This is a genomic window from Aeromicrobium fastidiosum (assembly GCF_017876595.1).
In the GTDB taxonomy this organism is placed as follows: domain Bacteria; phylum Actinomycetota; class Actinomycetes; order Propionibacteriales; family Nocardioidaceae; genus Aeromicrobium; species Aeromicrobium fastidiosum.
This window is the reverse complement of the sequence record NZ_JAGIOG010000001.1, coordinates 790,922-813,700: the sequence shown is the minus strand read 5'-3', so window position 1 is coordinate 813,700 and position 22,779 is coordinate 790,922. Positions and strand designations below refer to the sequence as shown.

At 68.9% G+C, this 22,779-nt stretch carries 22 protein-coding genes; 17 read left to right on the top strand and 5 right to left on the bottom strand.

The features are described from left to right. Nucleotides 1–70 precede the first annotated feature (70 nt). A complete protein-coding gene (locus JOF40_RS04000; RefSeq protein ID WP_129180322.1) occupies nucleotides 71–1,180 on the bottom strand; it encodes a hypothetical protein in 1,110 nt (369 codons plus the stop codon). Nucleotides 1,181–1,478: 298 nt separating this feature from the next. On the opposite strand from JOF40_RS04000, the gene JOF40_RS03995 reads away from it, so the two are divergent. From JOF40_RS03995 to JOF40_RS03985, 3 genes are all read left to right on the top strand, one after another. Further along, nucleotides 1,479–2,129: a hypothetical protein gene (locus JOF40_RS03995; RefSeq protein ID WP_129180319.1), complete on the top strand. Its 651-nt coding sequence runs from the start codon at nucleotides 1,479–1,481 to the stop codon at nucleotides 2,127–2,129. Between the two features lie 111 nt (nucleotides 2,130–2,240). Continuing rightward, nucleotides 2,241–2,894 carry a hypothetical protein gene (locus JOF40_RS03990; RefSeq protein WP_129180317.1) on the top strand — a complete coding sequence of 218 codons (654 nt, stop codon included), beginning with the start codon at nucleotides 2,241–2,243 and terminating at the stop codon, nucleotides 2,892–2,894. 187 nt (nucleotides 2,895–3,081) lie between these two features. Further along, on the top strand, nucleotides 3,082–3,630 hold the full coding sequence (locus tag JOF40_RS03985; RefSeq protein WP_129180315.1) for a hypothetical protein: 549 nt from the start codon (nucleotides 3,082–3,084) through the stop codon (nucleotides 3,628–3,630). 15 nt (nucleotides 3,631–3,645) lie between these two features. Here the strand turns inward: JOF40_RS03985 and JOF40_RS03980 are convergent, their stop codons facing one another. Then, nucleotides 3,646–4,113: a hypothetical protein gene (locus tag JOF40_RS03980; protein ID WP_129180313.1), complete on the bottom strand. Its 468-nt coding sequence runs from the start codon at nucleotides 4,111–4,113 to the stop codon at nucleotides 3,646–3,648. On the opposite strand from JOF40_RS03980, the gene JOF40_RS03975 reads away from it, so the two are divergent. Then, nucleotides 4,103–4,321, top strand: a complete 219-nt coding sequence (locus tag JOF40_RS03975; RefSeq protein WP_129180311.1) for a hypothetical protein — start codon at nucleotides 4,103–4,105, stop codon at nucleotides 4,319–4,321. The two genes, JOF40_RS03980 and JOF40_RS03975, sit on opposite strands and share 11 nt — an antisense overlap. 155 nt (nucleotides 4,322–4,476) lie before the next feature. Here JOF40_RS03975 and JOF40_RS03970 read toward each other — a convergent pair whose 3' ends face one another. The 3 genes from JOF40_RS03970 to JOF40_RS03960 form a co-directional block, all read right to left on the bottom strand. Next, nucleotides 4,477–5,700 carry a PucR family transcriptional regulator gene (locus tag JOF40_RS03970; RefSeq protein ID WP_129180309.1) on the bottom strand — a complete coding sequence of 408 codons (1,224 nt, stop codon included), beginning with the start codon at nucleotides 5,698–5,700 and terminating at the stop codon, nucleotides 4,477–4,479. A 148-nt stretch (nucleotides 5,701–5,848) separates the two neighbouring features. Then, nucleotides 5,849–6,061 carry a helix-turn-helix domain-containing protein gene (locus JOF40_RS03965; RefSeq protein ID WP_246152722.1) on the bottom strand — a complete coding sequence of 71 codons (213 nt, stop codon included), beginning with the start codon at nucleotides 6,059–6,061 and terminating at the stop codon, nucleotides 5,849–5,851. Nucleotides 6,062–6,145: 84 nt separating this feature from the next. Then, nucleotides 6,146–6,469: a DUF6907 domain-containing protein gene (locus JOF40_RS03960; RefSeq protein ID WP_129180305.1), complete on the bottom strand. Its 324-nt coding sequence runs from the start codon at nucleotides 6,467–6,469 to the stop codon at nucleotides 6,146–6,148. A gap of 315 nt (nucleotides 6,470–6,784) precedes the next feature. Here JOF40_RS03960 and JOF40_RS20430 point away from each other — a divergent pair, with 315 nt between their 5' ends. The 13 genes from JOF40_RS20430 to JOF40_RS03895 all read left to right on the top strand — a co-directional run bounded on the left by JOF40_RS20430 (nucleotide 6,785) and on the right by JOF40_RS03895 (nucleotide 22,704). Beyond that, the gene (locus tag JOF40_RS20430) at nucleotides 6,785–8,566 is read left to right on the top strand and encodes an ABC transporter permease (protein WP_425458177.1); all 1,782 of its coding nucleotides are present in this window, start codon (nucleotides 6,785–6,787) and stop codon (nucleotides 8,564–8,566) included. Nucleotides 8,567–8,568: 2 nt separating this feature from the next. Continuing rightward, the gene (locus JOF40_RS03950) at nucleotides 8,569–9,408 is read left to right on the top strand and encodes an MlaE family ABC transporter permease (RefSeq protein ID WP_129180303.1); all 840 of its coding nucleotides are present in this window, start codon (nucleotides 8,569–8,571) and stop codon (nucleotides 9,406–9,408) included. Beyond that, nucleotides 9,405–10,694, top strand: a complete 1,290-nt coding sequence (locus JOF40_RS03945) for an MCE family protein (protein WP_129180301.1) — start codon at nucleotides 9,405–9,407, stop codon at nucleotides 10,692–10,694. The genes JOF40_RS03950 and JOF40_RS03945 overlap by 4 nt, the downstream gene beginning before the upstream one ends. Further along, the gene (locus JOF40_RS03940; RefSeq protein ID WP_129180299.1) at nucleotides 10,691–11,698 is read left to right on the top strand and encodes an MCE family protein; all 1,008 of its coding nucleotides are present in this window, start codon (nucleotides 10,691–10,693) and stop codon (nucleotides 11,696–11,698) included. Before JOF40_RS03945 ends, JOF40_RS03940 begins: the two co-directional genes overlap by 4 nt. Further along, complete coding sequence (locus tag JOF40_RS03935) at nucleotides 11,698–12,720, top strand: MCE family protein (protein ID WP_129180297.1); 1,023 nt, start codon at nucleotides 11,698–11,700, stop codon at nucleotides 12,718–12,720. Before JOF40_RS03940 ends, JOF40_RS03935 begins: the two co-directional genes overlap by 1 nt. Nucleotides 12,721–12,725: 5 nt before the next feature. After that, on the top strand, nucleotides 12,726–13,751 hold the full coding sequence (locus tag JOF40_RS03930) for an MCE family protein (RefSeq protein ID WP_188111667.1): 1,026 nt from the start codon (nucleotides 12,726–12,728) through the stop codon (nucleotides 13,749–13,751). Beyond that, a complete protein-coding gene (locus JOF40_RS03925) occupies nucleotides 13,748–15,097 on the top strand; it encodes an MCE family protein (protein ID WP_129180293.1) in 1,350 nt (449 codons plus the stop codon). Before JOF40_RS03930 ends, JOF40_RS03925 begins: the two co-directional genes overlap by 4 nt. Beyond that, nucleotides 15,097–16,308, top strand: coding sequence for an MlaD family protein (locus JOF40_RS03920; RefSeq protein ID WP_129180291.1), 1,212 nt, complete (start codon nucleotides 15,097–15,099; stop codon nucleotides 16,306–16,308). The genes JOF40_RS03925 and JOF40_RS03920 overlap by 1 nt, the downstream gene beginning before the upstream one ends. Next, nucleotides 16,305–16,952: an Rv1363c family protein gene (locus tag JOF40_RS03915; protein ID WP_129180289.1), complete on the top strand. Its 648-nt coding sequence runs from the start codon at nucleotides 16,305–16,307 to the stop codon at nucleotides 16,950–16,952. The genes JOF40_RS03920 and JOF40_RS03915 overlap by 4 nt, the downstream gene beginning before the upstream one ends. After that, nucleotides 16,949–17,452, top strand: coding sequence for a hypothetical protein (locus JOF40_RS03910; RefSeq protein WP_129180287.1), 504 nt, complete (start codon nucleotides 16,949–16,951; stop codon nucleotides 17,450–17,452). Before JOF40_RS03915 ends, JOF40_RS03910 begins: the two co-directional genes overlap by 4 nt. A gap of 72 nt (nucleotides 17,453–17,524) precedes the next feature. After that, nucleotides 17,525–17,998, top strand: coding sequence for an RDD family protein (locus JOF40_RS03905; RefSeq protein ID WP_129180285.1), 474 nt, complete (start codon nucleotides 17,525–17,527; stop codon nucleotides 17,996–17,998). A 113-nt stretch (nucleotides 17,999–18,111) separates the two neighbouring features. Continuing rightward, nucleotides 18,112–21,495 (top strand): pyruvate carboxylase, encoded by a 3,384-nt coding sequence (locus JOF40_RS03900; RefSeq protein WP_129180283.1) that lies wholly within the window; start codon nucleotides 18,112–18,114, stop codon nucleotides 21,493–21,495. Nucleotides 21,496–21,627: 132 nt separating this feature from the next. Further along, a complete protein-coding gene (locus JOF40_RS03895; RefSeq protein WP_129180282.1) occupies nucleotides 21,628–22,704 on the top strand; it encodes a fatty acid desaturase family protein in 1,077 nt (358 codons plus the stop codon). Nucleotides 22,705–22,779: the final 75 nt, after the last annotated feature.

Sequence of the window (22,779 nt, the reverse complement as noted above, 5' to 3'; positions counted from 1 at the left end):
GAGCGGCGAAGAATCACTGGCGGACGGAGTCGGAGGGAGGGTGACCCCGCCCACCAGCGAGCTGGGGGGACTACTCGGGCGGCTGGTCGCCGGGCGCGTAGTCGGGGAAGTCGAGCGGGAAGGGGATCGTGCGGAGCTTGGGGTTGTTCGGGTTGTCGATCTCGGAGCAGCCGGCCTCTTCTGCCGTGTTGGCTCCGGGCTGGGTCGGGCGCGGTCGCACGCCGTCGAAGCTGAAGCAGCCGAGGCCACCGATGCGGAGCGTGACGGGGTTGTCGGGGGACGAGATCGCCGAGCTGAGCAGCGGCGACAAGTCGTCACCCGGTGCCGTCGTGCAGCCGGTGAACGCAGGGATGTCGATCGTGCCGTTGAGCGTTCCGCCGCTGAGTCCGTAGAAACCGTGGTCGGGATCGAAGAGATTGTCCGAGAAGTTTTTGACCGGATCCCGTAAGTCGAGCACCATCTCCTGTCGCTCGCTGGCGACCCGGAGCCGGGCCGTCTGCGCGGTGCGGCACGTCGCGCCGCTGAGCTGCACGTCGACTCCGTCGACGGCGACCTTGCGCACGCGGACGGTGAGCGGTTGGTCGATCACGGCCGGGCTCACGACGACGCGCGAGCTGTAGCCGTCCGTCTCGGTCTCGTACTGATCCTGTGCAGTCTTGACCTTGATGGCGGTGGGCAGGTCGTCGCCGTCCCGTTGCTGGCTGACCTGCAGGGTGATCTCGACCGGGATGGAGCCGAAGGCGACCGTACGCACGGGAATGAGAGCGGAGTCGCCGTAGTCGTCCTTCGAGCCCTTCGGCGACACCAAGAATGCCTGGGCCTCGATGAACTGCTCGTTGAGCAGCTCTCCGGGCCCGGGATGCTCCTCGTAGTGGCTGTAGCCGTAGAAGAGAACGTTCGAGGCCAGCATCGTCAGCGGAATCTGGGCCCATTGCTTGGCCGGGAGCGAACCGGTGCGGCCCACCTGGGCAAAGTTCAGCCAATTATAGAGGTTGAGGTCCTCGTCGTTGGTGCAGCCCCCGACAGCCTGCAGCTCCTCGGTGCAGCGGATGTATGGAAGGCCTGGGTCCTCGCGCGCTGACGGCTCATCGGCCTGAGAGGACGCGGGTGCCGCGACCAGCACGCCTCCCACCGCAAGGGCTGCGATGACGCGACGAAGGGATGCGGTGGCTGTGACCATGCGGCCACGGTGGCATCCGGCCACAGAGGCGTCAACGCATACGGCCGGGAGAGGTGTCAGGACGACACAAAGTTGTCATGCGGATGACAAATGAGGGTGCGGGCACTGCTGTCGGATGTCTCGGAGGACGCGTGACGCCGTTCCTGTGCTGCGGATCCGCCGCCGATTGTCATGCGCATGACAACTTCTGACCGATTTTCGAGATTCATGTTGCGGGGGGATTGCGCGCACCGGGGGGCGGCGGACTCAATGTGTGCGTGACGTGAGTCACGAGCACCTTCGACAGATTGGACACATCATGAAGATCAAGAACGCAGCCATCGGTACCGCGGCCCTCGCCCTGGGAGCAGTCGCCGTTGCCGGACCTGCCCTGGCCACGGGTAGCGCCTACCAGGTCTCCGTCGGCGGAAGCTCGGCATCCGGAACCCACAACATCACGGCCACCGCCGGAAGCATCTCCTTCGGAGTGCCGGGTACCAGCATGTCCTGCTCCAGCGCGAATGTCCCGGGGGCACCGGCACCGGTTACGACCGTCACGAGCGGAGCGAGCGTCACCGACATCGCCTCGATCGGCCAGGTCAACTTCGTCGGCTGCACCATCCCCGGCGGGGCAGCAACGGTCACCACCACGGGCCCGTGGACGCTGCACGGCACAGGTGCCGCGACCTCCGGCTCGTCGGACGTCGTCGCGGGTCACATCGAGGGCATCTCGGCCCGCGTGTTCAACGCCGCGTGTGACTTCACGGTCACCGGCACGGCGCGCGGATCGTTCGACGAGGCCACGCAGAAGCTGGCGGTCAGCGAGCCGGGCGGCACCGGCGGCCAGTTGGTCGTGGCCTCAGTCAACCCGGCCAAGCCGTGCCTCAGCAAGGTCAAGACCGGCATGATCGCCTCGTTCGGCGGCACGTTCACACTCGTCTCCCCTGACGGAACGATCCTGGTCGGCTGACCTTGGCCTCCTTCCCGGCTGGGTGGTGCCTCCTCGCCACCCAGCCGGGACCTTGGCTGCAACCCTCCACGACCCAACTTCTCGTCCCTCACGTTTTCAAGGAGCACCACCATGTCCGTCACCACTTCGCGCCGCGGCGCCTCCCTTCTTCTCGCCGGTGCCACTCTCGCCGCCGGCGCAGCCCTCGTCCTCGCGCCGGGTGCGGCCAGTGCCGACGAGCCCGACCCGATCCTGACCCTCAAGCACGACGCGCAGGGCACCACCGTGGTCAAGAAGACCGGGTCGACCCTCGCCATCAAGCCCACCACCCTGACGACGCACGTCAACCTGGTCAACGGCGACCTCACGGGATCGCTGCCGATCCCGTCGACGACCACCGAGTTCAAGGCCCTCGGCTTCCTGCCGGTCAAGGCCACCGTCAACTTCATCCCCGTCGGCGAGGTCACCGGCAACATCAACCTGACGGAGACCCAGGCGCTGGTCGTGTCGACGGCCAAGTACACGATCCAGCTGTCCGACGTGAAGGTGGCCGGGTTCCCGACCTTCGCCGGGTCGAACTGCAAGACCGTGACCCCTGCCGTCATCCCGGCCAACACGCCTGCGGGTGAAGGGTTCGATCTGCTCGAGGGCGGCAACCTCGAGGGCACCTACACGCTGCCGTCGTTCGCGAACTGCGGCATCAACACGCCGCTGATCAACGCGCTGGTTCCCGGCGCGGGCAACACCGTGAAGATCCAGGTCAGCAACGGCATCGTCGTCGAGTAGGCGAGTTGCCGGCTGGTGGGCCGCCTCTCGTCCCCGGACGAGAGGCGGCCCACCGGCATGGTGATGAGAACTAGAACGGAGACAGGCCATGCGACCCATCCGCTCCACCATCATCGTTGCAAGTCTCGGCGTCCTGGCCCTGACGGCAGCCTCACCGGTCGCCACGGCGACGGGGTCGACCTATCCCGTGTCCGTCGCGGGCAGCTACACCCCGGCCCCCTACGACCTGACCGCGTCGAGCACCGGGGCCGTCTCGTTCACGGTTGGTTCGGCGACAGTGGTCTGCACAGGTGCCGGCATCGCGGCCTCGCCGGTGTCGTCGGTGTACGCGGGTGCCAGCGTCCTTGATCTCGCGATCCTGAACAAGGCGACGTTCTCGGGGTGCACGAGCCCCGCTATGGGCGGAGCTCTGACAGTTTTCGCGTCTGGGTCATGGAAGCTGCACGGCACAGGACCTGCCACCTCGGCGGCGACCGATGCGGTGCCCGGCCATCTGGAGAACATCACCATCACCTTGGCCAATGCGGCGTGTCAGGCGACCGTCACAGGTCAGGCCAAGGCCGTACTGGATGAGTCGTCGCAGAAGCTGGTCCTGAACCAGAGTGCCGGTTCAGGCAGCACCCTGCTGGCGGCTGCGTCACCCGCCAAGCCTTGCCTGGGCAAGGTTCCGTCCGGATCGACTGCAGGAATGTCGGTCTCGCTTCAGCTGTCGCCCGGGTCGATCAATATCGGTTGACGGCGGGCGCACGATTCAGAAGGACATCGACATGAGGAGCACGAGCATGAAGATCAAGCAGACGATGGCCGCGACGATCGGACTGGGCGTCTTGAGCGTCATGGTCGTCACCGGCCCCGCCATCGCGACGGGCAATGCGTACACGGTCGCGGTGGGCGGCGACACGGCTTCGGGGGCCCATCCGTTCACGGGGTCGTATGCAGGCTCACCTGTGATCTGGAAGGTGCCGACATTGACGTTGTCGTGCGCCAGCGCCTCCGTGCCAGCCACGCCGCCGTCGACCATCTCGGCAGGGTCTGCCGTCACCGACGTCTTCTCGATCGCGAAGGTCTCGTTTCTCGGATGCACGGGACCGGGAGGCAACCTGGCCATGCCGACATCGGGTACCTGGACGTTCCATGCGGACAGCGCCCCCACCGCGGCTGCGGACGATGTCATCAGCGGGCACATCGAGAACGTCTCATTCAAGATCGTGAACGCCATCTGCGACGTCACGGTGACGGGCGTCGCCTCGGCAACCTTCGACGAGGCGACTCAGCAGCTGACGATCGACGAGTCGGGCTTCACCGGGGACCTGACGGTCTCGGATGTCAAGAAGACCTTGCTGTCGAGGTTCAAGAACGGCCAGCCGTTCGACCTCCACGCCAAGCTCATCGTGGCGTCGCCCGACGGAGCTATCAACCTCAGCTGAGTGCGGAACGGCCGAGCCCGGACGGGCCGTGCTGGACTTGCTGCGCGAAGTCGCTACTGATCGGTATCCTCGGCACTGTGGGCCTGGCTGGTCCGTCCAATCTGTCGAAGGTGCGGCTGTCGACCGGCTGGGCCCACGCCCGTCCGCGTCGCGTGTCAGCGATGGAGGGACCGTCGCATCACGACCAGTGCCTGCATCAGCTCGCCGGCGCGGTCCGGGTGGTCGAGGGTGTCGCCGAACATCGCCCGGATGCGCCGCAGCCGGTGGCGCACCGTCTGGTCGTGCACGCCGAGCCGTTCGGCCATCGCGGGAGCGCTGCCGTGGGTCTGCAGCCACAGCAGCATGGTCTCGCTGAGCACGTCCCGCTGGCTCGGCTTCTCATCGAGCAAGGGGCCGAGGGTGGCCTCCACCAGGTGCTCGTCGAGGGCCGGATCGGCCTGCTGCCACAGCTCGAAGCGGTGGTCGTCGCTGAGCACGACGCCGCTGGGTGGAGCGGCGATCGTGCCCTGGCGCACGAGGCGCAGCGTGCGACGGGCCCAGCGCAGTGCGTGCATTGCGTCCGAGGGCGCAACGCCCCAGCTGACAGCCACGGGGCTGGACGATCGCCTCGCGAGGTGCTGCGCCATCGGCAGGATGGCGCTGGCGTCGGCCACGATGACGACCCGCTTGCGCCACGTCGTCGCCAAGGCCTCGGTCAGCTCCTCCGCCGCAGCGACCGTCCTGGCCGTCGCCTCGGTCGCGGCGACCGCCACCGACGGGGGGAGGGGCCAGCAGGGGGTCGCGAGACGCGCGAGACGTTCAGAGCTGGCACCCTCCAGCAGGGCCGCGACGAGCCGCGCGCGGGGTTCCGCGACCAGCCCGACGACTTCTGCGTGGGCGGCGACGGCCTCGTCCTGCAACCGGCGCTGGTAGTCCATGATCGCGTGGGCCAGCTGCTGGTGGGTCGCACTGGGCAGCCCGAGCTCGGGCACGACCCGCTCGAGCTCGGCCCAGACCTCCTGGCTCGCGATGTGGTGGGCGGCACGCATCGCATCGAGATCATGTCCGGCCTTGGCCTCGGCACGTCCGATGTGACGGTAGAGCGTGACCACGGTGTGGCCCCGGCTCGGGGCGCCGGCCAGGGCGTCGACGAACAGATCGACCGAGGCGTCGATCGCGCTGTCGATCAATCCGGCCAGACCCGGATCGGCGAAGCCCGCGACCTCGTGGCAGATGCGGTCGCTGATGCGGCGGACGAGAGCGTCCTTGCGTGGCCGGTAGGCGTTCATGATCTCCGGGGTCAGCCCGGCTGCGTGCCCCGGCAGGTGGAGGTCGCCGACGCAGGGACGATCGTGATCGCCGACCGGGGCGGGCCCGGGCGCGCGACGTGACGACGTCATACGGCCCCTCCCTCGCCCGGTCTCCCTCCTGGCACAGCACAGTCAAGATGTCGAAGGGCCTCGCGTCCACACGGGCGTGGCCGATGGGCGCTGCGCCGGATCGAACTTGTGACGCGGATGACAACTTCTGGGCAGGACGGTCGACGGCTCAGTCGCGCAGCAGGTCGAGCGCGGGCACGCCGAGGCTCGTGGCGAGCTGCTCGACCGAGGCCAGCGTCAGGTTGCGCTCTCCGCGCTCGACGGACCCGAGGAACGTGCGGTGGTAGCCGAGCTGCTCGGCCATGGCCTCTTGGCTCAGGCCCAGCTCGCGTCGGCGCTCACGCAGCCGTCGGCCCACGGTCTTCTGCAGCTCGGATGTCACCCGGCCACTGTGGTGCATCTGCTACTCATCGGTCTACAGACCGATGAGTAGCAGGTCGAGCAGCAGGTCGAGCAGCAGGCCGGCTCAGGCGAGCTCGGTGAGCAGAGACGTGAGCGCGCTCGCGACCCGGGCGGCGCTGTCGCGAGTGAGGTGGAGGTGCTGGCCGTCGCGCTCGGGCTCGCCGACCAGCACCCAGTCGTCGAGCTCGCCGCAGCGTCGTGACATCACCAGCACGAGATCGGTGCTGGCCGCGTGGCTCGGGCCGGGGCCGAGCGTCGCGGGGACGTGCAGCGTGATGCTGTCGTGGTAGCGGTCGTCGACCGGATCGGTCTCGGCGTGCTCGACGACGCACCAGCGCGGGCAGTTGTCGCGCTGCCACGTGGGGCGCGAGGTCGAGTGTGAAGTCATGGGATCCCTTCGTCGCACGGCGTGCGACATCTCTTCTGACGGTAGGGACAGCCGCGGACATGGCATGGGCGACAGGGACGGCCCTGTGGACGATCCCAGTATCGCGACTCATGAGTAGCGACGGAAGCGACCCCGAGCGATGCGCCGAGAAGTTGTCAGGCGCATGACAAGAAATCGACCGGATATGTCCTGATGGGCACTGATCGGGCTCAAGGGCTGGCGCCGTGACGGGAGACACACCTAGGTTCTGCTGAGGCACGTGTGGCGAGACACGGTGTCGTCAAGCAGGCCGACGAGTGAACGTGAGGGAGCGCCATGGGCGGCAGTGTCGAGGTCAGCGGTCTGACCAAGAGCTACGGACGGCAGAACATCTGGCGCGACGTCTCGCTGACGTTCCCTCCCGGCGAGATCACCGCACTGCTCGGGCCGTCAGGCACCGGCAAGTCGGTGTTCCTCAAGTCGATCATGGGCATCGTCGAGCCGGAGGCCGGCACGATCCTCATCGACGGCCAGGACATGGTCAGCGCCAAGGAGTCGCAGCGTCTCGACATGCGCAAGAAGTTCGGCGTGCTGTTCCAGGACGGTGCGCTGTTCGGCTCGATGGACGTCTACGACAACGTCGCCTTCCCGCTGCGCGAGCACACCCGCAAGAGCGAGAACGAGATCCGCGAGATCGTCATGGAGAAGCTCGAGATGGTCGGCCTGGTCGGCCAGGAGCACAAGGTGCCCGGCGAGATCTCCGGCGGCATGAAGAAGCGCGCCGGTCTGGCCCGCTCGCTCGTCACCGATCCCGACATCATCCTGATCGACGAGCCCGACTCGGGCCTCGACCCCGTCCGCACGTCCAACCTCGCCCAGCTGCTGGTCGAGGTCAACACCGCCACCGATGCCACGATGCTCGTCGTCACCCACAACATCGAGCTCGCACGCACGATGCCCGACAACCTCGGCATGCTCTACCGCCGCGAGCTCGTGATGTTCGGGCCGCGCGAGGAGTTCCTGCTCACCGACCACCCCGTCGTGTCGCAGTTCATGAGCGGCGACCCCGACGGCCCCATCGGCATGAGCGAGGAGACCGACCACCGCAGCAGCGACCTGTTCGACGCTCCGGTCGACTACTCCGCCGGCCCTGGTGGTTCGGCCGCGGCGGTCATGTCTCGGCACGCGGGAGCGCGTGCCATCGAGGTGCTGCCTCGTCAGCTCGAACCGCGCTCGGGGGCGGTTCGCGCAGGACAGCAGCGGCACCGCGAGCGCGTCGCCGGGGGCGGCGCGCGACTCTACGTCGCCGACGACGACGACAAGGAACGAGTCCCGGGCGTTCCCCTGTTGGGGGTCGTGTCACGCGGCCTCAGCGTCGTCGGCGACGTGTTCGCCCTCGGCCTCGACACGGCCCGCGCCTCGGTGCGGCGGCCGTTCGCGGCCCGTGAGGTGCTCGAGCAGTTCTGGTTCGTCGTCAGCGTCTCGTGGATCCCCGCGATCCTCGTCGCGATCCCGTTCGGCGCGGTCATCGCGCTGCAGCTCGGCACGCTCACGGTGCAGGTCGGTGCTCAGTCGTTCACGGGCGCGGCCAGCGTCCTGGCGGTGATCCAGCAGGCGGCACCCATCGTCACGACGCTGGTCATCGCGGGGGCCGGCGGTGCGGCGATCTGCGCCGACCTCGGCTCCCGCCGCATCCGCGACGAGATCGACGCGATGCGGGTCATGGGCGTCTCGCCCGTGCAGCGGCTCGTCGTCCCTCGCGTGATCGCGTGCATCGGCGCGGCGGTGCTGCTCAACGGCCTCGTCTCGGTCGTCGGCGTGCTCGGCGGCTACTTCTTCAACGTCATCGTGCAGGGCGGCACCCCGGGTGCCTACCTCGCGAGCTTCACGGCCCTCGCGCAGATCCAGGACCTCTACGTCGGCGAGCTCAAGGCCGTGATCTTCGGCTTCATCGCCGGTGTCATCGCGTGCCACCGCGGTCTCAACACCGCACCCGGCCCCAAGGGCGTCGGCGACTCCGTCAACCAGTCGGTCGTCGTGACGTTCCTGATGCTGTTCTTCGTCAACTTCGTCATCACGACGCTGTACCTGCAGCTCGTGCCCGGCAAGGGAGCCTGACCATGACCGATCTCGCCCCGCGCGAGCCCCGCTGGTGGGACCGCCCGATCGACCGCCTCGCCGACATGGGCCAGGACATCCGGTTCCACGGACGGGTGCTGGCCTGGATCCCCGCGACGCTGCGCCGCTATCCCAAGGACGTCATGCGCCTGCTGTCGGAGGTCAGCTTCGGCTCCGGCGCGCTGGCCGTCATCGGCGGCACGATCGGCGTCATGCTCGGCATGACGCTGTTCGTCGGCAGCGTCGTCGGCATGCAGGGCTACGCGGCGCTCGACCAGATCGGCACCGCGACGCTCAACGGCTTCATCTCGGCCTACTTCAACACCCGTGAGATCGCGCCGCTCGTGGCGGCCCTCGCGCTGTCGGCGACCGTCGGCTCGGGCTTCACGGCCCAGCTCGGCGCCATGAAGATCAACGAGGAGGTCGACGCCCTGACGGTCATGGCCGTGCCGAGCGTCCCGTACCTCGTGACGACCCGGGTCATCGCCGGCTTCATCGCGATCATCCCGCTGTACGTCATCGGCCTGCTGACGTCTTACGCCGGCGCGCGATTCGTGACGATCTTCCTGTACGGCCAGTCGCCCGGCACGTACGACCACTACTTCAACCTGTTCCTGCCCCCGATCGACATCCTGCTGTCGTTCATCAAGGTGCTGATCTTCTCGGTGCTGATCATCCTGATCCACTGCCGTCTGGGCTTCAAGGCCACGGGCGGGCCCGCGGGCGTCGGCATCGCGGTCGGCACGGCCGTGCGTCGCAGCATCGTCACCGTCGCGGTGCTCGACCTGCTGCTGTCGATGGCCCTGTGGGGCACCACGACGACCGTCAGGATCGCCGGATGAGGGGACGCCTTCTCGACGCGGGCCTCGGCCTCGGCTACCTCGCGCTGGCCGCGCTGCTCGTCGGCGTCGCCGTGCTGACGTACGACCGCGCCTTCGTGTCGAGTGTCGACGTCGACCTGCGCACCGGCCCGGTCGGCAACGCCCTGCAGAAGGGCTCCGACGTCAAGCTCAACGGCGTCCCGGTCGGCACGGTGGCCAAGGTGCGGTCGGACGGCGAGGGTGCGGTCATCGAGCTGGCGCTCGAGCCCGACACGGCCAAGGAGCTGCCGCGCGACACCACGGCCCGGCTGCTGCCCAAGACGCTGTTCGGCGAGCGCTACGTCTCGCTCGTGACACCGGCCACCAAGGCCGGCGAGGGGCTGACCGCCGGCGACACCATCGTCCAGGACAGCAGCGACGAGTCGGTCGAGCTCGAGCAGGTCTTCGACGAGCTGCTCCCGGTGCTCAAGTCGATCCAGCCCGAGAAGCTCTCGGCGACGCTCGGCGAGCTGTCGACGACGTTGCGGGGTCGAGGCGACCAGATCGGCGACACGCTCACGACGTTCGGCTCCTACCTCGACAAGCTCAACCCCCTGGTGCCGCAGATGACCGACGACCTCGCCGCACTCGGACGGGTCGCCGACGTCTACACCGCCGCGGCCCCCGATCTGCTCGACGCGCTCGACACGCTCACCACGACGTCGCGCACCCTGGTCGACCAGCAGACGACGTTGAAGGACGTCTACGCGACGGTCATCGGCTCCTCGAACGCGGCCGAGGGGTTCGTCAGCGACAACCGGCAGACCATCGAGGTGCTCGCCGACGAGAGCCGCGCGGCACTCGACGCGGCCCGCCCGTACGCCAAGCAGTTCCCGTGCCTGTTCAAGTCGGCCCGCGACTTCATTCCCACGATGGACAAGACGCTGGGCAAGGGCACCGACGAGCCGGGCCTGCACCTGCGGCTCAACATCGTCCCCAGCCGGGGCAAGTACCTCGCCGGAAAGGACGCCGTGAAGTTCGCCTCGGGCAAGTCGGCCCGCTGCCCGTACGTGACCGGTCAGGTCGGCACGACGCCGGCCGCGGCCGCCGCCTCGGGTGATCCCGAGACGATCGCGCCCCCGCGCACGGCCATCCCCGAACGCATCGGCGACAACGCAGGTCTCGGCCAGGCCAACTCGCCGGCCGAGAACCAGCTCGTCGCCGAGATCGTGGCTCCCACCCAGGGACTCGCACCCGATGACTATCCGTCGTGGAGCAGCCTGCTGCTGGGCCCCTCGCTCCGCGGCACCCAGGTGGTGCTGAAATGACCAAGCTCTTGATCAAGAGCATCACGTTCATCCTCGTGACGGTGCTGGCCACCGTGGCGCTGGCTGCCACGATCCGCAACGACAGCGGCGGTGCGACGCGCGAGTTCCACGCGATCTTCACCGACGCCACGAGCCTCAACCGCGGCGACGACGTGCGCATGTCGGGCGTCAAGATCGGCACCGTCAGCACGGTCGAGGTCGTCGACGGACGGCGCGCCCGCGTCACGTTCACGGCCTCGCGCACCGCTCCCCTGATGGAGGGGACGACCGCCGAGCTGCGGTTCCGCAACCTGATCGGCCAGCGCTACATCTCACTCGAGCCGCCCACCGGCTCGGCCCCCGCGCTGCGTCCGGGCTACACGTTCGACCTCGACCACACGAGCCCCGCGCTCGACCTGACGATGCTGTTCAACGGCTTCCAGCCGCTGCTGCAGCTGTTGTCGCCCGAGGACGTCAACAACCTGAGCGGCCAGATCGTGGCCGTGTTCCAGGGCGAGGACGCGACGGTCGACGGCCTGCTGTCGAGCACCGCGAGCCTCACCTCGACGCTCGCCGCCAAGGACGAGGTCATCGGCCAGCTCATCACGAGCCTGTCGTCGGTGCTGCAGGTCGTCAACGACCGGTCGAGCCAGCTCGACACCACGATCGTGACCCTGCAGCAGCTCGTCACGGGGCTGGCCGCCGATCGCAAGACGATCGGCAGCACGCTCGACGGCCTGGGCGACCTCACGACGAGCGTCGCCGACCTGCTCGACGAGGGACGCGAGCCCCTCAAGGGCTCCGTCACGGCGCTCGACCAGCTGGCCGGCAACCTGTCGAAGGCCGAGCCCGAGCTCGACTCATTCTTCGAGCAGCTGCCCGTCAAGCTCGACCGCATCGGCCGTCTCGGCTCGTACGGCTCGTGGCTCAACTTCTACGCCTGCTCGATCGAGGGCAAGATCCCCCGACCCGAGGGCTACTTCGGAGACCTGGGCGCCATGCCCGTCGCGGAGAGGTGCCGCTGATGACCAAGACATACCCCACGGCTTTTGCCGAGCGCAACAAGATCGTGATCGCGATCGTCGGGCTGCTGGCCCTGGCGCTGATCTTCATGATCACGTTCAACGCGGCTGCCCTGCCCGTCATCGGCGGCGGCAAGGTGTACTCCGCGCAGTTCAAGGAGGCCGGTGGCCTCAAGGAGGGCAATGAGGTGCGGGTGGCCGGCGTCAAGGTCGGCAAGGTCACCGACATCTCGCTCGACGGCACGGTCGTCACGGTCAAGTTCCGCGCCAAGGTCGACCGCATGGGCGACCAGACGTCCGCCGCGGTCAAGGTCAAGACGATGCTCGGCCAGAAGTTCCTGGCCGTCGACCCGCTGGGCTCCAAGCAGCTCAGCGGCCCCATCCCGATCGACCGCACCACGACGCCGTACGACGTCAACGAGGCGTTCTCCGATCTCTCCGACTCGATCGAGACGATCGACACCGACCAGCTCGAGGCGAGCTTCACGGCACTCAGCGACGCGTTCCGCAACACGCCCGACTCGGTGCGCACGATGGTGACGGGCCTGACCGATCTGTCGCGGACGATCTCGAGCCGCGACGACGAGCTCACCCGCCTGCTGGCCTCGACCAACACGGTCTCCAAGACCCTGAAGGACCGCAATGCCGAGTTCGCCAAGATCATCACCGACGGCAGCTCGCTGCTCGACGAGCTCGAGCAGCGACGTGACACCGTCTCCAAGATGCTCGACGGCACCGCACGCCTGGGCGTCCAGCTGCGAGGTCTCGTGAAGGACAACGAGAAGGCGCTCAAGCCGGCCCTGGCCAAGCTCGACGACGTCTCGCGCATCCTGCAGGACAACCAGGACAACCTCGACGCAGCGCTCAAGCGGCTCGGACCCTACTACCGGGTGCTGACCTCCGCGATGGGCAACGGCAACTGGATCGACTCGTACGTGTGCGGTCTGTTCGGGCCCGACAAGCGGCCCCTGCTCGAGAACGACGTGGCGCGCAACTGTGCGCCGGCCAAGGGAGGCGGACGATGATCACGGTGCGCAAGTCCATCGGAGCAGTCGTCCTCGCGCTGCTCGTGATCGCGGTGTTCCTCGCCTGGCGCTCGTCGTCGGCCGGCGCGACCAAGGTCGACGCGATGTTCGAGTCGACCGTCGGTCTCTACCCGGGCTCGGAGGTGCAGGTGCTGGGCGTCAAGGTCGGCACCGTCACGGCGGTCAAGGCCGAGGGCCCCGCCGTGCGGGTGTCGATGAAGCTCGAGCCCGGCCAGCACGTCGAGGCCGACACCGCCGCGGTGCTCGTCGCCCCGACGCTCGTCAGCGACCGGTTCGTGCAGCTCACCAAGCCCGACGCCGGCGGAGCGCGGCTCAAGGACGGTGCCGTGATCCCGCGCGACCGCACCGCCGTGCCGGTCGAGATCGACGATCTCTACGCGAGCCTCACCGACGTCGCGACACAGCTCGGACCCGACGGAGCCAACAAGGAGGGTGCGCTGTCCGACCTGCTCGACGTCGCCGCCCGCAACCTCGACGGCAACGGCAAGGGCATCAACCGCGCGATCGACGAGTTCGGTCAGGCCACCGGCACCCTCGCCTCGTCCAGCGACGACCTGTTCGCGACGATCGCGAACTTCAAGGAGTTCAACGACATGCTCGTCGCCAACGACCAGAGCGTCGCCGACGTCAACCGGCAGTTCGCGGCCGTCACCGACTACCTCGCCGACGACCGCGAGGACCTCGCCGACGCGATCGCCAACCTGGGTGACGCGCTCGCCATCGTCGACGACTTCATCGACGACAACCGCGGCAACATCAAGACCAGCGTCGACAACCTGCTCGGCCCCACGCAGGTGCTGGTCAAGCAGAAGGCCTCGCTCGAGGAGTCGGTGCGCCTCGTGCCCGTCGTGCTGCAGAACTTCTTGCGGGCCTACAACGCTCCCAACAACACGCTCGACGGTCGCGGCAACCTCAACGAGACGTCGATCTGGTCCGATGGCGGCCTGACGCAGAAGTCGTCGGCGTCCTCGCCGCCGTTGCTCCTGCCCGGTGCGGGAGGCGACCAGTGAGGCGGCTTCGCGTCACAGCCGCCGCCCTCGCGGCGTCCGCGTCGCTTGCCCTCGGCGGCTGCGGCGTCCTGTCGGGCGGCGTCTACGAGACGCCGCTGCCCGGCGGTGCCGATGTCGGCTCCAAGCCGCTGCGCATCTCCGCCGACTTCGAGGACGTCCTCGACCTCGTGCCGCAGTCGACCGTCAAGGTCGACAACGTCTCGGTGGGTCGCGTCCAGAAGATCACCCTCAACAAGGACGGTCGCAGCGCGCGGGTCGAGCTCGTCGTCAACCGCTCGGTCGACCTGCCCGCCGGCACGACGGCGCGTCTGCAGCAGACCTCGCTGCTGGGCGAGAAGTACGTCGGCCTGGTGCGCCCCGAGGCCCCCATCTCGGCACCGCCCATCAAGTCGGGCGACCGGCTGGGCCTGGCCGACACCTCGCAGGCCGCGCAGGTCGAGCAGGTGCTGGGCTCGCTGTCGATGGTGCTCAACGGCGGCGGCATCGGCCAGTTCCAGGAGATCTCCCGCGAGCTGCAGAAGGTCTCGGAGGGTCGCCCCGAGCAGGTCAAGAAGTCGCTGCGCCAGATCGAGACGTTCGTGTCGTCTCTCGATGCCCGCAAGGAGTCGATCACCTCGGCGATCGACGGCCTCGCGAGGCTCTCGACGACCCTCGACGCCGACAAGACCAAGATCGCGTCGGCCCTCGACGGCCTCAGCCCCGGCATGAAGGTGCTGGTCAAGCAGCGCAAGCAGCTCGTCGCGATGCTCAAGTCGCTCGACCGGCTCTCGTCCGTCACGGTCGACACGCTCGACGCGGCGCAGGACGACATCGTCGCCGACCTCAAGTCGCTCGAGCCGATCCTGCAGCAGCTGGCCCGGTCGGGCGAAGACCTGCCGAAGTCGCTGCAGATCCTGCTGACCTACCCGTTCCCCGACTCCGTGCTGGGGGCCATCAAGGGCGACTACCTCAACGTGTTCATCGAGACGAACTTCCGGACGCTGCCCAGCGGCTGCGGCGCGATCGGCTGCTCATGGCCGCAGGTCGAGGACCCCAACGCCGCAACCCCCGGGGCTGCATCGAGCAACCGGAAGCGGCCGGCGTCGATCCCGTCGCCGTCGCTGCTGCCGCCGACCGACTCGGCGATCCCGGGGATGCCGACGCCCACGGTGCCCGTGCCGTCCGCCCCGATCCCGTCGCCGAAGCCGAGCGCCAGCCCGTCGTCGCCCAGCCCGACGACGCCGAGCCCCAGCCAGCCGTCCCCGTCCCCGACGGGATCGCCGTCGCCGACAGCACCCACGCCGACGCGCGACGAGCCCTCGTCCACGCCGACTCCGACCTCGACCCCCAAGGACGGTGGTGAGTGATGCTGACGACCGGTATCAAGGCCAAGCTCCTGGCCTTCGTGGCCGTGGCCCTGCTCGCGACCGCCTACCTGGGCGCTCGTTACGTCGGCATCGACTTCACGCGGTCGAGCTACTCCGTCACGGTCGCGCTGCCCGATGCGGCCGGCTCGTTCGAGAACGGCGAGGTCACCTACCGCGGCGTGCCGGTGGGTCGCATCTCGTCACTCACCGCGACGCCCCAGGGTGCCGAGGCGGTGCTGCGCATCGACGGCGGGGCCGACAAGATCCCGGCCGACGTGTCGGTCAAGGTGGCCAACCGGTCGGCGATCGGCGAGCAGTACATCGACCTGCGCAGCGAGTCGACCGGCGGGCCCACCCTCGCCGACGGCGACCGCCTCGTCGCGGGCGGCGACTCCTCGCCCCCGCCGGTCGAGGACGTGCTGCGCAGTGCCCGCGACTTCGCCGGCTCGGTCGACACCAAGTCGCTGACCACCGTCATCGACGAGGCCTACGACGCCTCGCAGGGCGCCGGACAGAACCTGTCACGGCTCCTCGACACCTCGCAGGAGTTCATCGACGCGGCCGACACCAACTTCTTGGTCACCTCGCAGCTCATCAAGAACTCGAGCACCGTGCTCGCGACGCAGGAGGCGGCCGCCGGCAGCATCAAGGGCTTCAGCAGCGACCTGCGCACCATCGCGTCGACGCTCGAGAGCTCGGACGGTGATCTGCGGGCCCTGATCGAGAGCACCCCGGCGGCGGCGCGGCAGATCGACAAGCTGTTCACGCAGGTCGGCGGGCCGCTCGGCATGTTGATGAGCAACCTCGTCTCGACCGCGCAGATCTTCGGCACCAACTCCGCCGGTGTGCAGGACGCGCTGGTCAACCTGCCGACCGCCTTCAGCATCGGCTGGGCCGTCAACGGCTCGCAGGGCCTCAATCTCGGCCTCGCGACCTCGTTCTTCGACCCGCTGCCCTGCACCAGCGGCTACGGCGGCACCGACGTGCGTCCGGGACTCGACACCAGCGCGGGTCGTCCGTTCAACACCGATGCCGGCTGCACGGCGTCACCGTCGACGGGCACGGGTGTCCGCGGACCGAGCAGTGTGCCGAAGAAGTCGGGCGCGACGGCGGCCGTGGGTGACACTGGGGGCGCTGCAGCGGCACAGACGAAGACGCCCAAGGTCGGCGTCGCCGACTCGCTGAGCGATCTGATGGGGGGAGCACGATGACGAGCACGAGCACGAGCACGAGCACGATGCACACGGACGAGCCGGTCGAGGTGGTCGACGACGTCGACACCGATCTGACGGCGGACGACACCGCGGACGATGCCGGGGACGACACGCCCGCGACGGCCACGGCGTCCGGCATGAAGCGGGGCGGATGGCTGCTCCTGCTGCTGCTCGTCGCAGCCCTCGTGGCGGCGTCGGGAGCGTTCGCGTGGTGGCAGGCCAGCCACGACGCCGACCGCATCGCGGCGCAGACCCGCGACACCGTGCTGATCGAGGCACGGCAGGGCATCGAGACCATGAACACGCTCGACTACCGGTCGGTCGACAAGGGAGTGAAGGCGTGGTCACAGGTCACGACGGGTACGTTGCGCGACCAGCTCGCCGGTGTCAGCGCGGACGATCGCACGCTGCTCGCCGAGCAGAAGAAGATCTCCACGGGCAAGGTCGTCGACGCTGCGGTGATCGACGTCGACGACACCACCGCGACTGTCATCGCGGCGGTCGAGGTGACGGTGCAGGATGCCGCCAAGCCGGGCAGCGAGCCGACCGTCAAGCGCAACCGTTTCTCGGCCGATCTGGTCAAGACGGGCGGACGCTGGAAGCTCGAGTCGCTCCAGCAGGTGGCGGTGAACCTCTCATGACGACGGTTCGCCGTACCCTCCCGCTGGCCGTCGCGGCCGTGCTGATCGCCGTCGGCCTCGTCGGCTGGTGGATGTCGTTCGACCTGCGCGGCGACGACTCCGTCACCAACGGCGCGGTCATCGACAGCAAGCAGACGGCCCAGCTGCAGACCAGCGTCTCGCAGGCGCTCGGCCGCGTGCTGACCTACGACTTCCAGGACCCTGCCACGACGGAGGCCGCCGCCGACGCGGTGCTGTCGGGCAAGGCCCGCAAGGAGTACGACACGCTGTTCGCGTCGCTGCAGGAGCGGGCTCCCGGCCAGCAGCTCAAGCTGACCGCCCAGGTGCAGGCCATCGGCGTCAAGGAGCTGCGCGGCGACACCGCCACGCTGCTGGTGTTCCTCGACCAGTCGAGCCAGCGGGCCAGCGACTCCGAGTCGAGCGTCTCGGCGGCCCAGCTGTCGGTGACGGCCAAGAGGCAGGGCAGCACCTGGAAGATCACGAGCCTCAAGCCGCTGTGACCGCGTGAACGTCGTGCCGTGCGGCCGCGGCGACGCTACGGTGTGGGTCCGCCCACCGACGCCAGGAGCATCATGACCGACTACTCCGCCGTGCCGCCCGCCGCCGCCCGTCCGTACGCGAGCTGGATCTCCCGCGTGGGTGCGCTCATCGTCGACTCGATCCCGACCGTCGTGGTGCTCACGGTGCTTACGGTCGCTTTCGGCGACAACAGCGTCGACACCTCGGGCGAGACCAAGGGTGCTGCCTTCCAGCTGACGGGCGTGCCGTTCGTGATCTACCTGGTCTTCGCGATCGGCTGGTTCGTCTACAACTGGGTCATCCGCCAGGGCTCGACGGGCCAGACGCTCGGCAAGAAGCTGCTCGGCATCACGGTGCTGTCGGCGACGACCCAGCAGCCGATCGGCGGCGGACTGACGTTCGCGCGGCAGCTCGTGCACATCCTCGACAGCCTGCCGTGCCTGCTCGGCTACCTGTGGCCGACGTGGGACCGCGAGAACAGGACGTTCGCCGACATGATCATGTCGACGCGCGTCTACAAGGCCTGACACATCCTGGCCTGCGGAACGCGAGGACGTCCTACGAAATCGACCTGGGCGCCCGGGCGATAGCGTGACCGCCAGCTGTCGACAGAACAACCCCTGAGGCGAGGTCGGTCCCGATGTTCCAGAAGATCCTGGTGGCCAATCGTGGTGAGATCGCGATCAGGGCGATCCGTGCCGCGCACGAGCTGGGTGTCCGCACGGTGGCGGTGTTCCCGTACGAGGACCGCGGGTCCGAGCACCGGGTGCGCGCCGACGAGGCGTACGAGATCGGCGAGCGCGGTCACCCCGTGCGGGCCTACCTCGACCCCGAGGCGATCGTGGCGACGGCGGTGCGCGCGGGGGCCGACGCGGTGTACCCCGGCTACGGGTTCTTGTCGGAGAACCCCGATCTGGCCGAAGCGTGCGAGCGGGCGGGCATCACGTTCATCGGTCCGCCGAAGCACGTGCTGGAGCTGACGGGCAACAAGGCGTCGGCGATCGCGGCGGCCAGGGCTGCGGGGGTGCCGACGCTGACGTCGGTCGACCCGTCCGACGACGTCGACGTGCTGGTCGAGGCGTCGTCGGTGCTGACGTACCCGCTGTTCGTGAAGGCCGTCGCGGGCGGTGGTGGCCGGGGGATGCGCAAGGTCGACGACCCGGCCCTGCTGCGCGAGTCGATCCAGGCCGCGATGCGGGAAGCGGACGGGGCGTTCGGCGACCCGACGTGCTTCATCGAGGAGGCAGTCGTCGACGCGCGGCACATCGAGGTCCAGATCCTGGCCGACCGGCAAGGCAACGTCGTGCACCTGCGGGAGCGCGACTGCTCGGTGCAGCGCCGCCATCAGAAGGTCGTGGAGATCGCGCCCGCGCCGCACCTGCCGCGCGACATCCGCAAGGCGATGTGCGCCGACGCGGTGCGGTTCACCGAGTCGATCGACTACTCGTGCGCCGGCACCGTCGAGTTCCTGCTCGGCGCCGACGGGCGGTACGTCTTCATCGAGATGAACCCGCGTATCCAGGTCGAGCACACCGTGACCGAGGAGGTCACCAACGTCGACCTCGTACAGGCTCAGATCCGGGTCGCCGCGGGTGACACGCTCGCCGATCTCGGTCTCGACGTGCAGGACGACATCAAGGCGCGCGGCTTCGCGCTGCAGTGCCGCATCACGACCGAGGACCCCGCCAACGGGTTCCGCCCCGACACCGGCACGATCACGTCGTACCGCTCGCCGGGCGGGCCGGGGGTGCGGCTCGACGGCGGCACGACGTTCACCGGCGCGGTCGTCAGCGCGCACTTCGACTCCCTGCTGAGCAAGCTGACGTGCCGGGGTCGCGACTTCGAGGCGGCGGTGACCCGGGCCGAGCGGGCGCTGGGGGAGTTCCACGTCGGCGGTGTCTCGACCAACATCCCGTTCCTGAAGGGGCTGCTGGCCGATCCTGACTTCCGGGCCGGACGGGTCACGACGTCGTTCATCGAGGAGCACCCGGGGCTGCTCGACGCCCATGGCGCGTCCGACCAAGCCGGCAAGATCCTGTCGTGGCTCGCCGACGCGACGGTCAACCAGCCGCACGGCGTCTCGCCGACGAGCGTCGACCCGGTTTCGAAGCTGCCGCTGGTCGACCTGACGGCTCCGGCCCCTGACGGTTCGCGGCAGCTGCTGGCCGAGCTCGGCCCCGACGCCTGGGCGGCCGCGTTGCGGCAGCGAGACACGGTCGGGGTGACGGACACGACGTTCCGCGACGCGCACCAGTCGCTGCTGGCGACTCGGGTGCGTACCCGTGACCTGGTGCAGGTCGCCCCGTACGTCGCGCGGATGACGCCGCAGCTGCTGAGCATCGAGGCATGGGGCGGGGCGACGTACGACGTCGCGTTGCGGTTCCTCAAGGAGGACCCGTGGCAGCGGCTGGCCGCGATGCGGCAGGCGGCACCCAACATCTGCCTGCAGATGCTGCTGCGCGGCCGCAACACGGTCGGCTACACCCCGTACCCGACGGAGGTGACCGACGCGTTCGTCGCCGAGGCCGCCGCGACCGGCATCGACATCTTCCGCATCTTCGACGCCCTCAACGACGTCGACCAGATGCGTCCGGCGATCGAGGCGGTCCGCGCGACCGGCACGACGGTCGCCGAGGTCGCGCTCTGCTACACCGGCGACCTCTCCGATCCGGGCGAGAAGCTCTACACGCTCGACTACTACCTGCGACTGGCCGATCGCATCGTCGAGGCCGGCGCACACGTCCTGGCGATCAAGGACATGGCGGGTCTGCTGCGTGCACCGGCCGCCCGGACGCTCGTGCGTGCGTTGCGCGAGCGGTTCGACCTGCCCGTGCACCTGCACACCCACGACACCCCCGGTGGTCAGCTCGCGACGCTCGTCGCCGCGATCGACGCCGGGGTCGACGCCGTGGATGCTGCATCGGCGGCGCTGGCCGGCACCACGAGCCAGCCGCCGATGTCGGCCCTGGTCGCGGCGACCAACCACTCCGAGCGGACGACGGGGCTCGACATCGACGCCGTCAACGCCCTCGAGCCCTACTGGGAGGCCACCCGCCGTCTCTACGCGCCGTTCGAGTCGGGACTGCCCGCCCCGACGGGCCGGGTCTACCGGCACGAGATCCCCGGCGGGCAGCTGTCGAACCTGCGCCAGCAGGCGGTCGCGCTGGGTCTGGGCGAGAAGTTCGAGCAGATCGAGGACATGTACGCCGCGGCCAACGACATCCTCGGCAACGTCGTCAAGGTGACCCCGTCGTCCAAGGTCGTCGGCGATCTCGCGCTGCACCTCGTGGCCGTGGGTGCCGACCCGGCCGAGTTCGCGGACGACCCGGCGTCGTTCGACATCCCCGACTCCGTCATCGGCTTCCTGTCCGGAGAGCTCGGCGACCCACCCGGCGGCTGGCCCGAGCCGTTCCGCACCAAGGCCCTGCGGGGACGCAACACCAAGCCGTCCGTCACCGAGCTGAGCGACGACGACCGCGCCGGGTTGGCGTCGGAACGTCGCCACACGCTCAACCGGCTGCTGTTCCCCGGGCCCACGGCCGACTTCGACCAGGCGCTGGCCGAGTACGGCGACTTGTCGGTCGTCCCCACCGAGGCGTTCCTCTACGGCATGCGCCAGGACGGCGGCGAGACCGAGGTCGAGATCGCCGAGGGCAGGATGCTGATCTTCGGCATCGAGGCGATCGGCGACGCCGACGAGCGCGGCATCCGCAACGTCCTCGGCACGATCAACGGGCAGCTGCGTCCCACCGAGGTGCGCGACCGGTCGGTCGACTCCCGCGCCACGGCCGCCGAGAAGGCCGACTCGGCCAACCCGCGGCACGTCGCCGTCCCCTTCGCAGGCGTCGTCCATGCCCTCGTGGCCGAGGGCGAAACCGTCGAAGCCGGGCAGACCGTCGCCACGATCGAGGCCATGAAGATGGAGGCGGCGATCACTACCGCCAACGCCGGGACCGTCGCCAGGCTCGTCATCGCCGACACCCGGCAGGCCGAGGGTGGTGACCTGCTGCTCGAGCTCGGCTGAGTCGTGCCGAGGATCTCAAGAGCTTCACAGGCTCTCGACACGCTGGAGCAACCCAACCGTGCGAGACTGCGTGGGCACGTACCGGCAGAGCCGATTCGGCTGTCGGAACGACCAGTCTGAAGGGGGCCACCGATGACGACAGAGATCAACCCGGCGACCACGCCGTCAGGCGAATACGTCAGCCACTTCACCGACCTGATGCGCACGGTCAAGGACGAGGGGCTGCTGGAGCGTCGCCACGGCTACTACTGGATGCAGATCGGCGTCCACGTCGGAGCGTTCTTCGGCATCTGGGCCGCGTTCTTCGTGGTCGGCAACTCGTGGTGGCAGCTCGCGCTGGCCGCGGCACTCGGCGTCATCGTCACGCAGTTCGGCTTCCTCGGTCACGACGCCGCCCACCGCCAGATGTTCGCGTCGGCCGCGTGGAACTCGTGGACCGCGCGCATCCTCGCGGGCGGCTTCGCGGGGCTGAGCTTCGCGTGGTGGCGAGCCAAGCACAACATGCACCACAAGGGCCCCAACCTCGAGGGCTACGACCCCGACATCGGCCCCGGTGCCATCGCGTTCACGCCCGGCATCGTCGCCCAGCGGACGACCGGGTTCGCCGGCTGGTTCGTGAAGCGCCAGGGGTGGCTGTTCTTCCCGCTGCTGACGCTCGAGGGGCTCAACCTGCACGCCGAGAGCATCCGCGCCGCCCGCGACAAGACGTCCAACCAGCCATGGCGGCGGGTCGAGCTGTGGCTCGTCGTGACCCGCCTGGTCGCGTACGTCGCGATCCTGCTGGCGTTCCTGCCGCTCGGCAAGGCCGTGGCCTTCTTCGCGGTGCAGATGGCGGTGTTCGGGTTCTGCCTCGGGGCGTCGTTCGCGCCGGCCCACAAGGGCATGCCCATCATCCCGCCGGAGATGAAGCTCGACTTCCTGCGCCGCCAGGTCATGGTGTCGCGCAACGTGCGGGGCAATCCGGTCGTCGACTGGGCGATGGGCGGGCTCAACTACCAGATCGAGCACCACCTGTTCCCGAGCATGCCGCGCTGCAACCTGCGCAAGGCCCAGCCGTTCGTCAAGGCGCACTGCGAGGCCCACGGCATTGACTACATGGAGGTCGGGCTCTTCCGCTCCTACGCGATCGTGGTCGACTACCTCAACAACGTCGGTCTGCGGGCTCGCGACCCCTTCGACTGCCCGCTGTCGGCCCAGCTGCGGGGCTGACCCGCCCGTCGGCCGCGCGCCCGCCCTCGCGATGTGTGCGGTTCTGCACCGGTTCGGTGCCCTGACCCGTGCAGA

What these genes read in the sequence shown, in the direction of transcription:
- JOF40_RS04000 (WP_129180322.1), bottom strand. Translation starts at nt 1,180, where the DNA reads ATGGTCACAGCCACCGCATCCCTTCGTCGCGTCATCGCAGCCCTTGCG.
- JOF40_RS03995 (WP_129180319.1), top strand. Translation starts at nt 1,479, where the DNA reads ATGAAGATCAAGAACGCAGCCATCGGTACCGCGGCCCTCGCCCTGGGA.
- JOF40_RS03990 (WP_129180317.1), top strand. Translation starts at nt 2,241, where the DNA reads ATGTCCGTCACCACTTCGCGCCGCGGCGCCTCCCTTCTTCTCGCCGGT.
- JOF40_RS03980 (WP_129180313.1), bottom strand. Translation starts at nt 4,113, where the DNA reads ATGGCGTTCACGATCTTGAATGAGACGTTCTCGATGTGCCCGCTGATG.
- JOF40_RS03970 (WP_129180309.1), bottom strand. Translation starts at nt 5,700, where the DNA reads ATGACGTCGTCACGTCGCGCGCCCGGGCCCGCCCCGGTCGGCGATCAC.
- JOF40_RS03960 (WP_129180305.1), bottom strand. Translation starts at nt 6,469, where the DNA reads ATGACTTCACACTCGACCTCGCGCCCCACGTGGCAGCGCGACAACTGC.
- JOF40_RS20430 (WP_425458177.1), top strand. Translation starts at nt 6,785, where the DNA reads ATGGGCGGCAGTGTCGAGGTCAGCGGTCTGACCAAGAGCTACGGACGG.
- JOF40_RS03950 (WP_129180303.1), top strand. Translation starts at nt 8,569, where the DNA reads ATGACCGATCTCGCCCCGCGCGAGCCCCGCTGGTGGGACCGCCCGATC.
- JOF40_RS03945 (WP_129180301.1), top strand. Translation starts at nt 9,405, where the DNA reads ATGAGGGGACGCCTTCTCGACGCGGGCCTCGGCCTCGGCTACCTCGCG.
- JOF40_RS03940 (WP_129180299.1), top strand. Translation starts at nt 10,691, where the DNA reads ATGACCAAGCTCTTGATCAAGAGCATCACGTTCATCCTCGTGACGGTG.
- JOF40_RS03935 (WP_129180297.1), top strand. Translation starts at nt 11,698, where the DNA reads ATGACCAAGACATACCCCACGGCTTTTGCCGAGCGCAACAAGATCGTG.
- JOF40_RS03920 (WP_129180291.1), top strand. Translation starts at nt 15,097, where the DNA reads ATGCTGACGACCGGTATCAAGGCCAAGCTCCTGGCCTTCGTGGCCGTG.
- JOF40_RS03915 (WP_129180289.1), top strand. Translation starts at nt 16,305, where the DNA reads ATGACGAGCACGAGCACGAGCACGAGCACGATGCACACGGACGAGCCG.
- JOF40_RS03910 (WP_129180287.1), top strand. Translation starts at nt 16,949, where the DNA reads ATGACGACGGTTCGCCGTACCCTCCCGCTGGCCGTCGCGGCCGTGCTG.
- JOF40_RS03905 (WP_129180285.1), top strand. Translation starts at nt 17,525, where the DNA reads ATGACCGACTACTCCGCCGTGCCGCCCGCCGCCGCCCGTCCGTACGCG.
- JOF40_RS03900 (WP_129180283.1), top strand. Translation starts at nt 18,112, where the DNA reads ATGTTCCAGAAGATCCTGGTGGCCAATCGTGGTGAGATCGCGATCAGG.
- JOF40_RS03895 (WP_129180282.1), top strand. Translation starts at nt 21,628, where the DNA reads ATGACGACAGAGATCAACCCGGCGACCACGCCGTCAGGCGAATACGTC.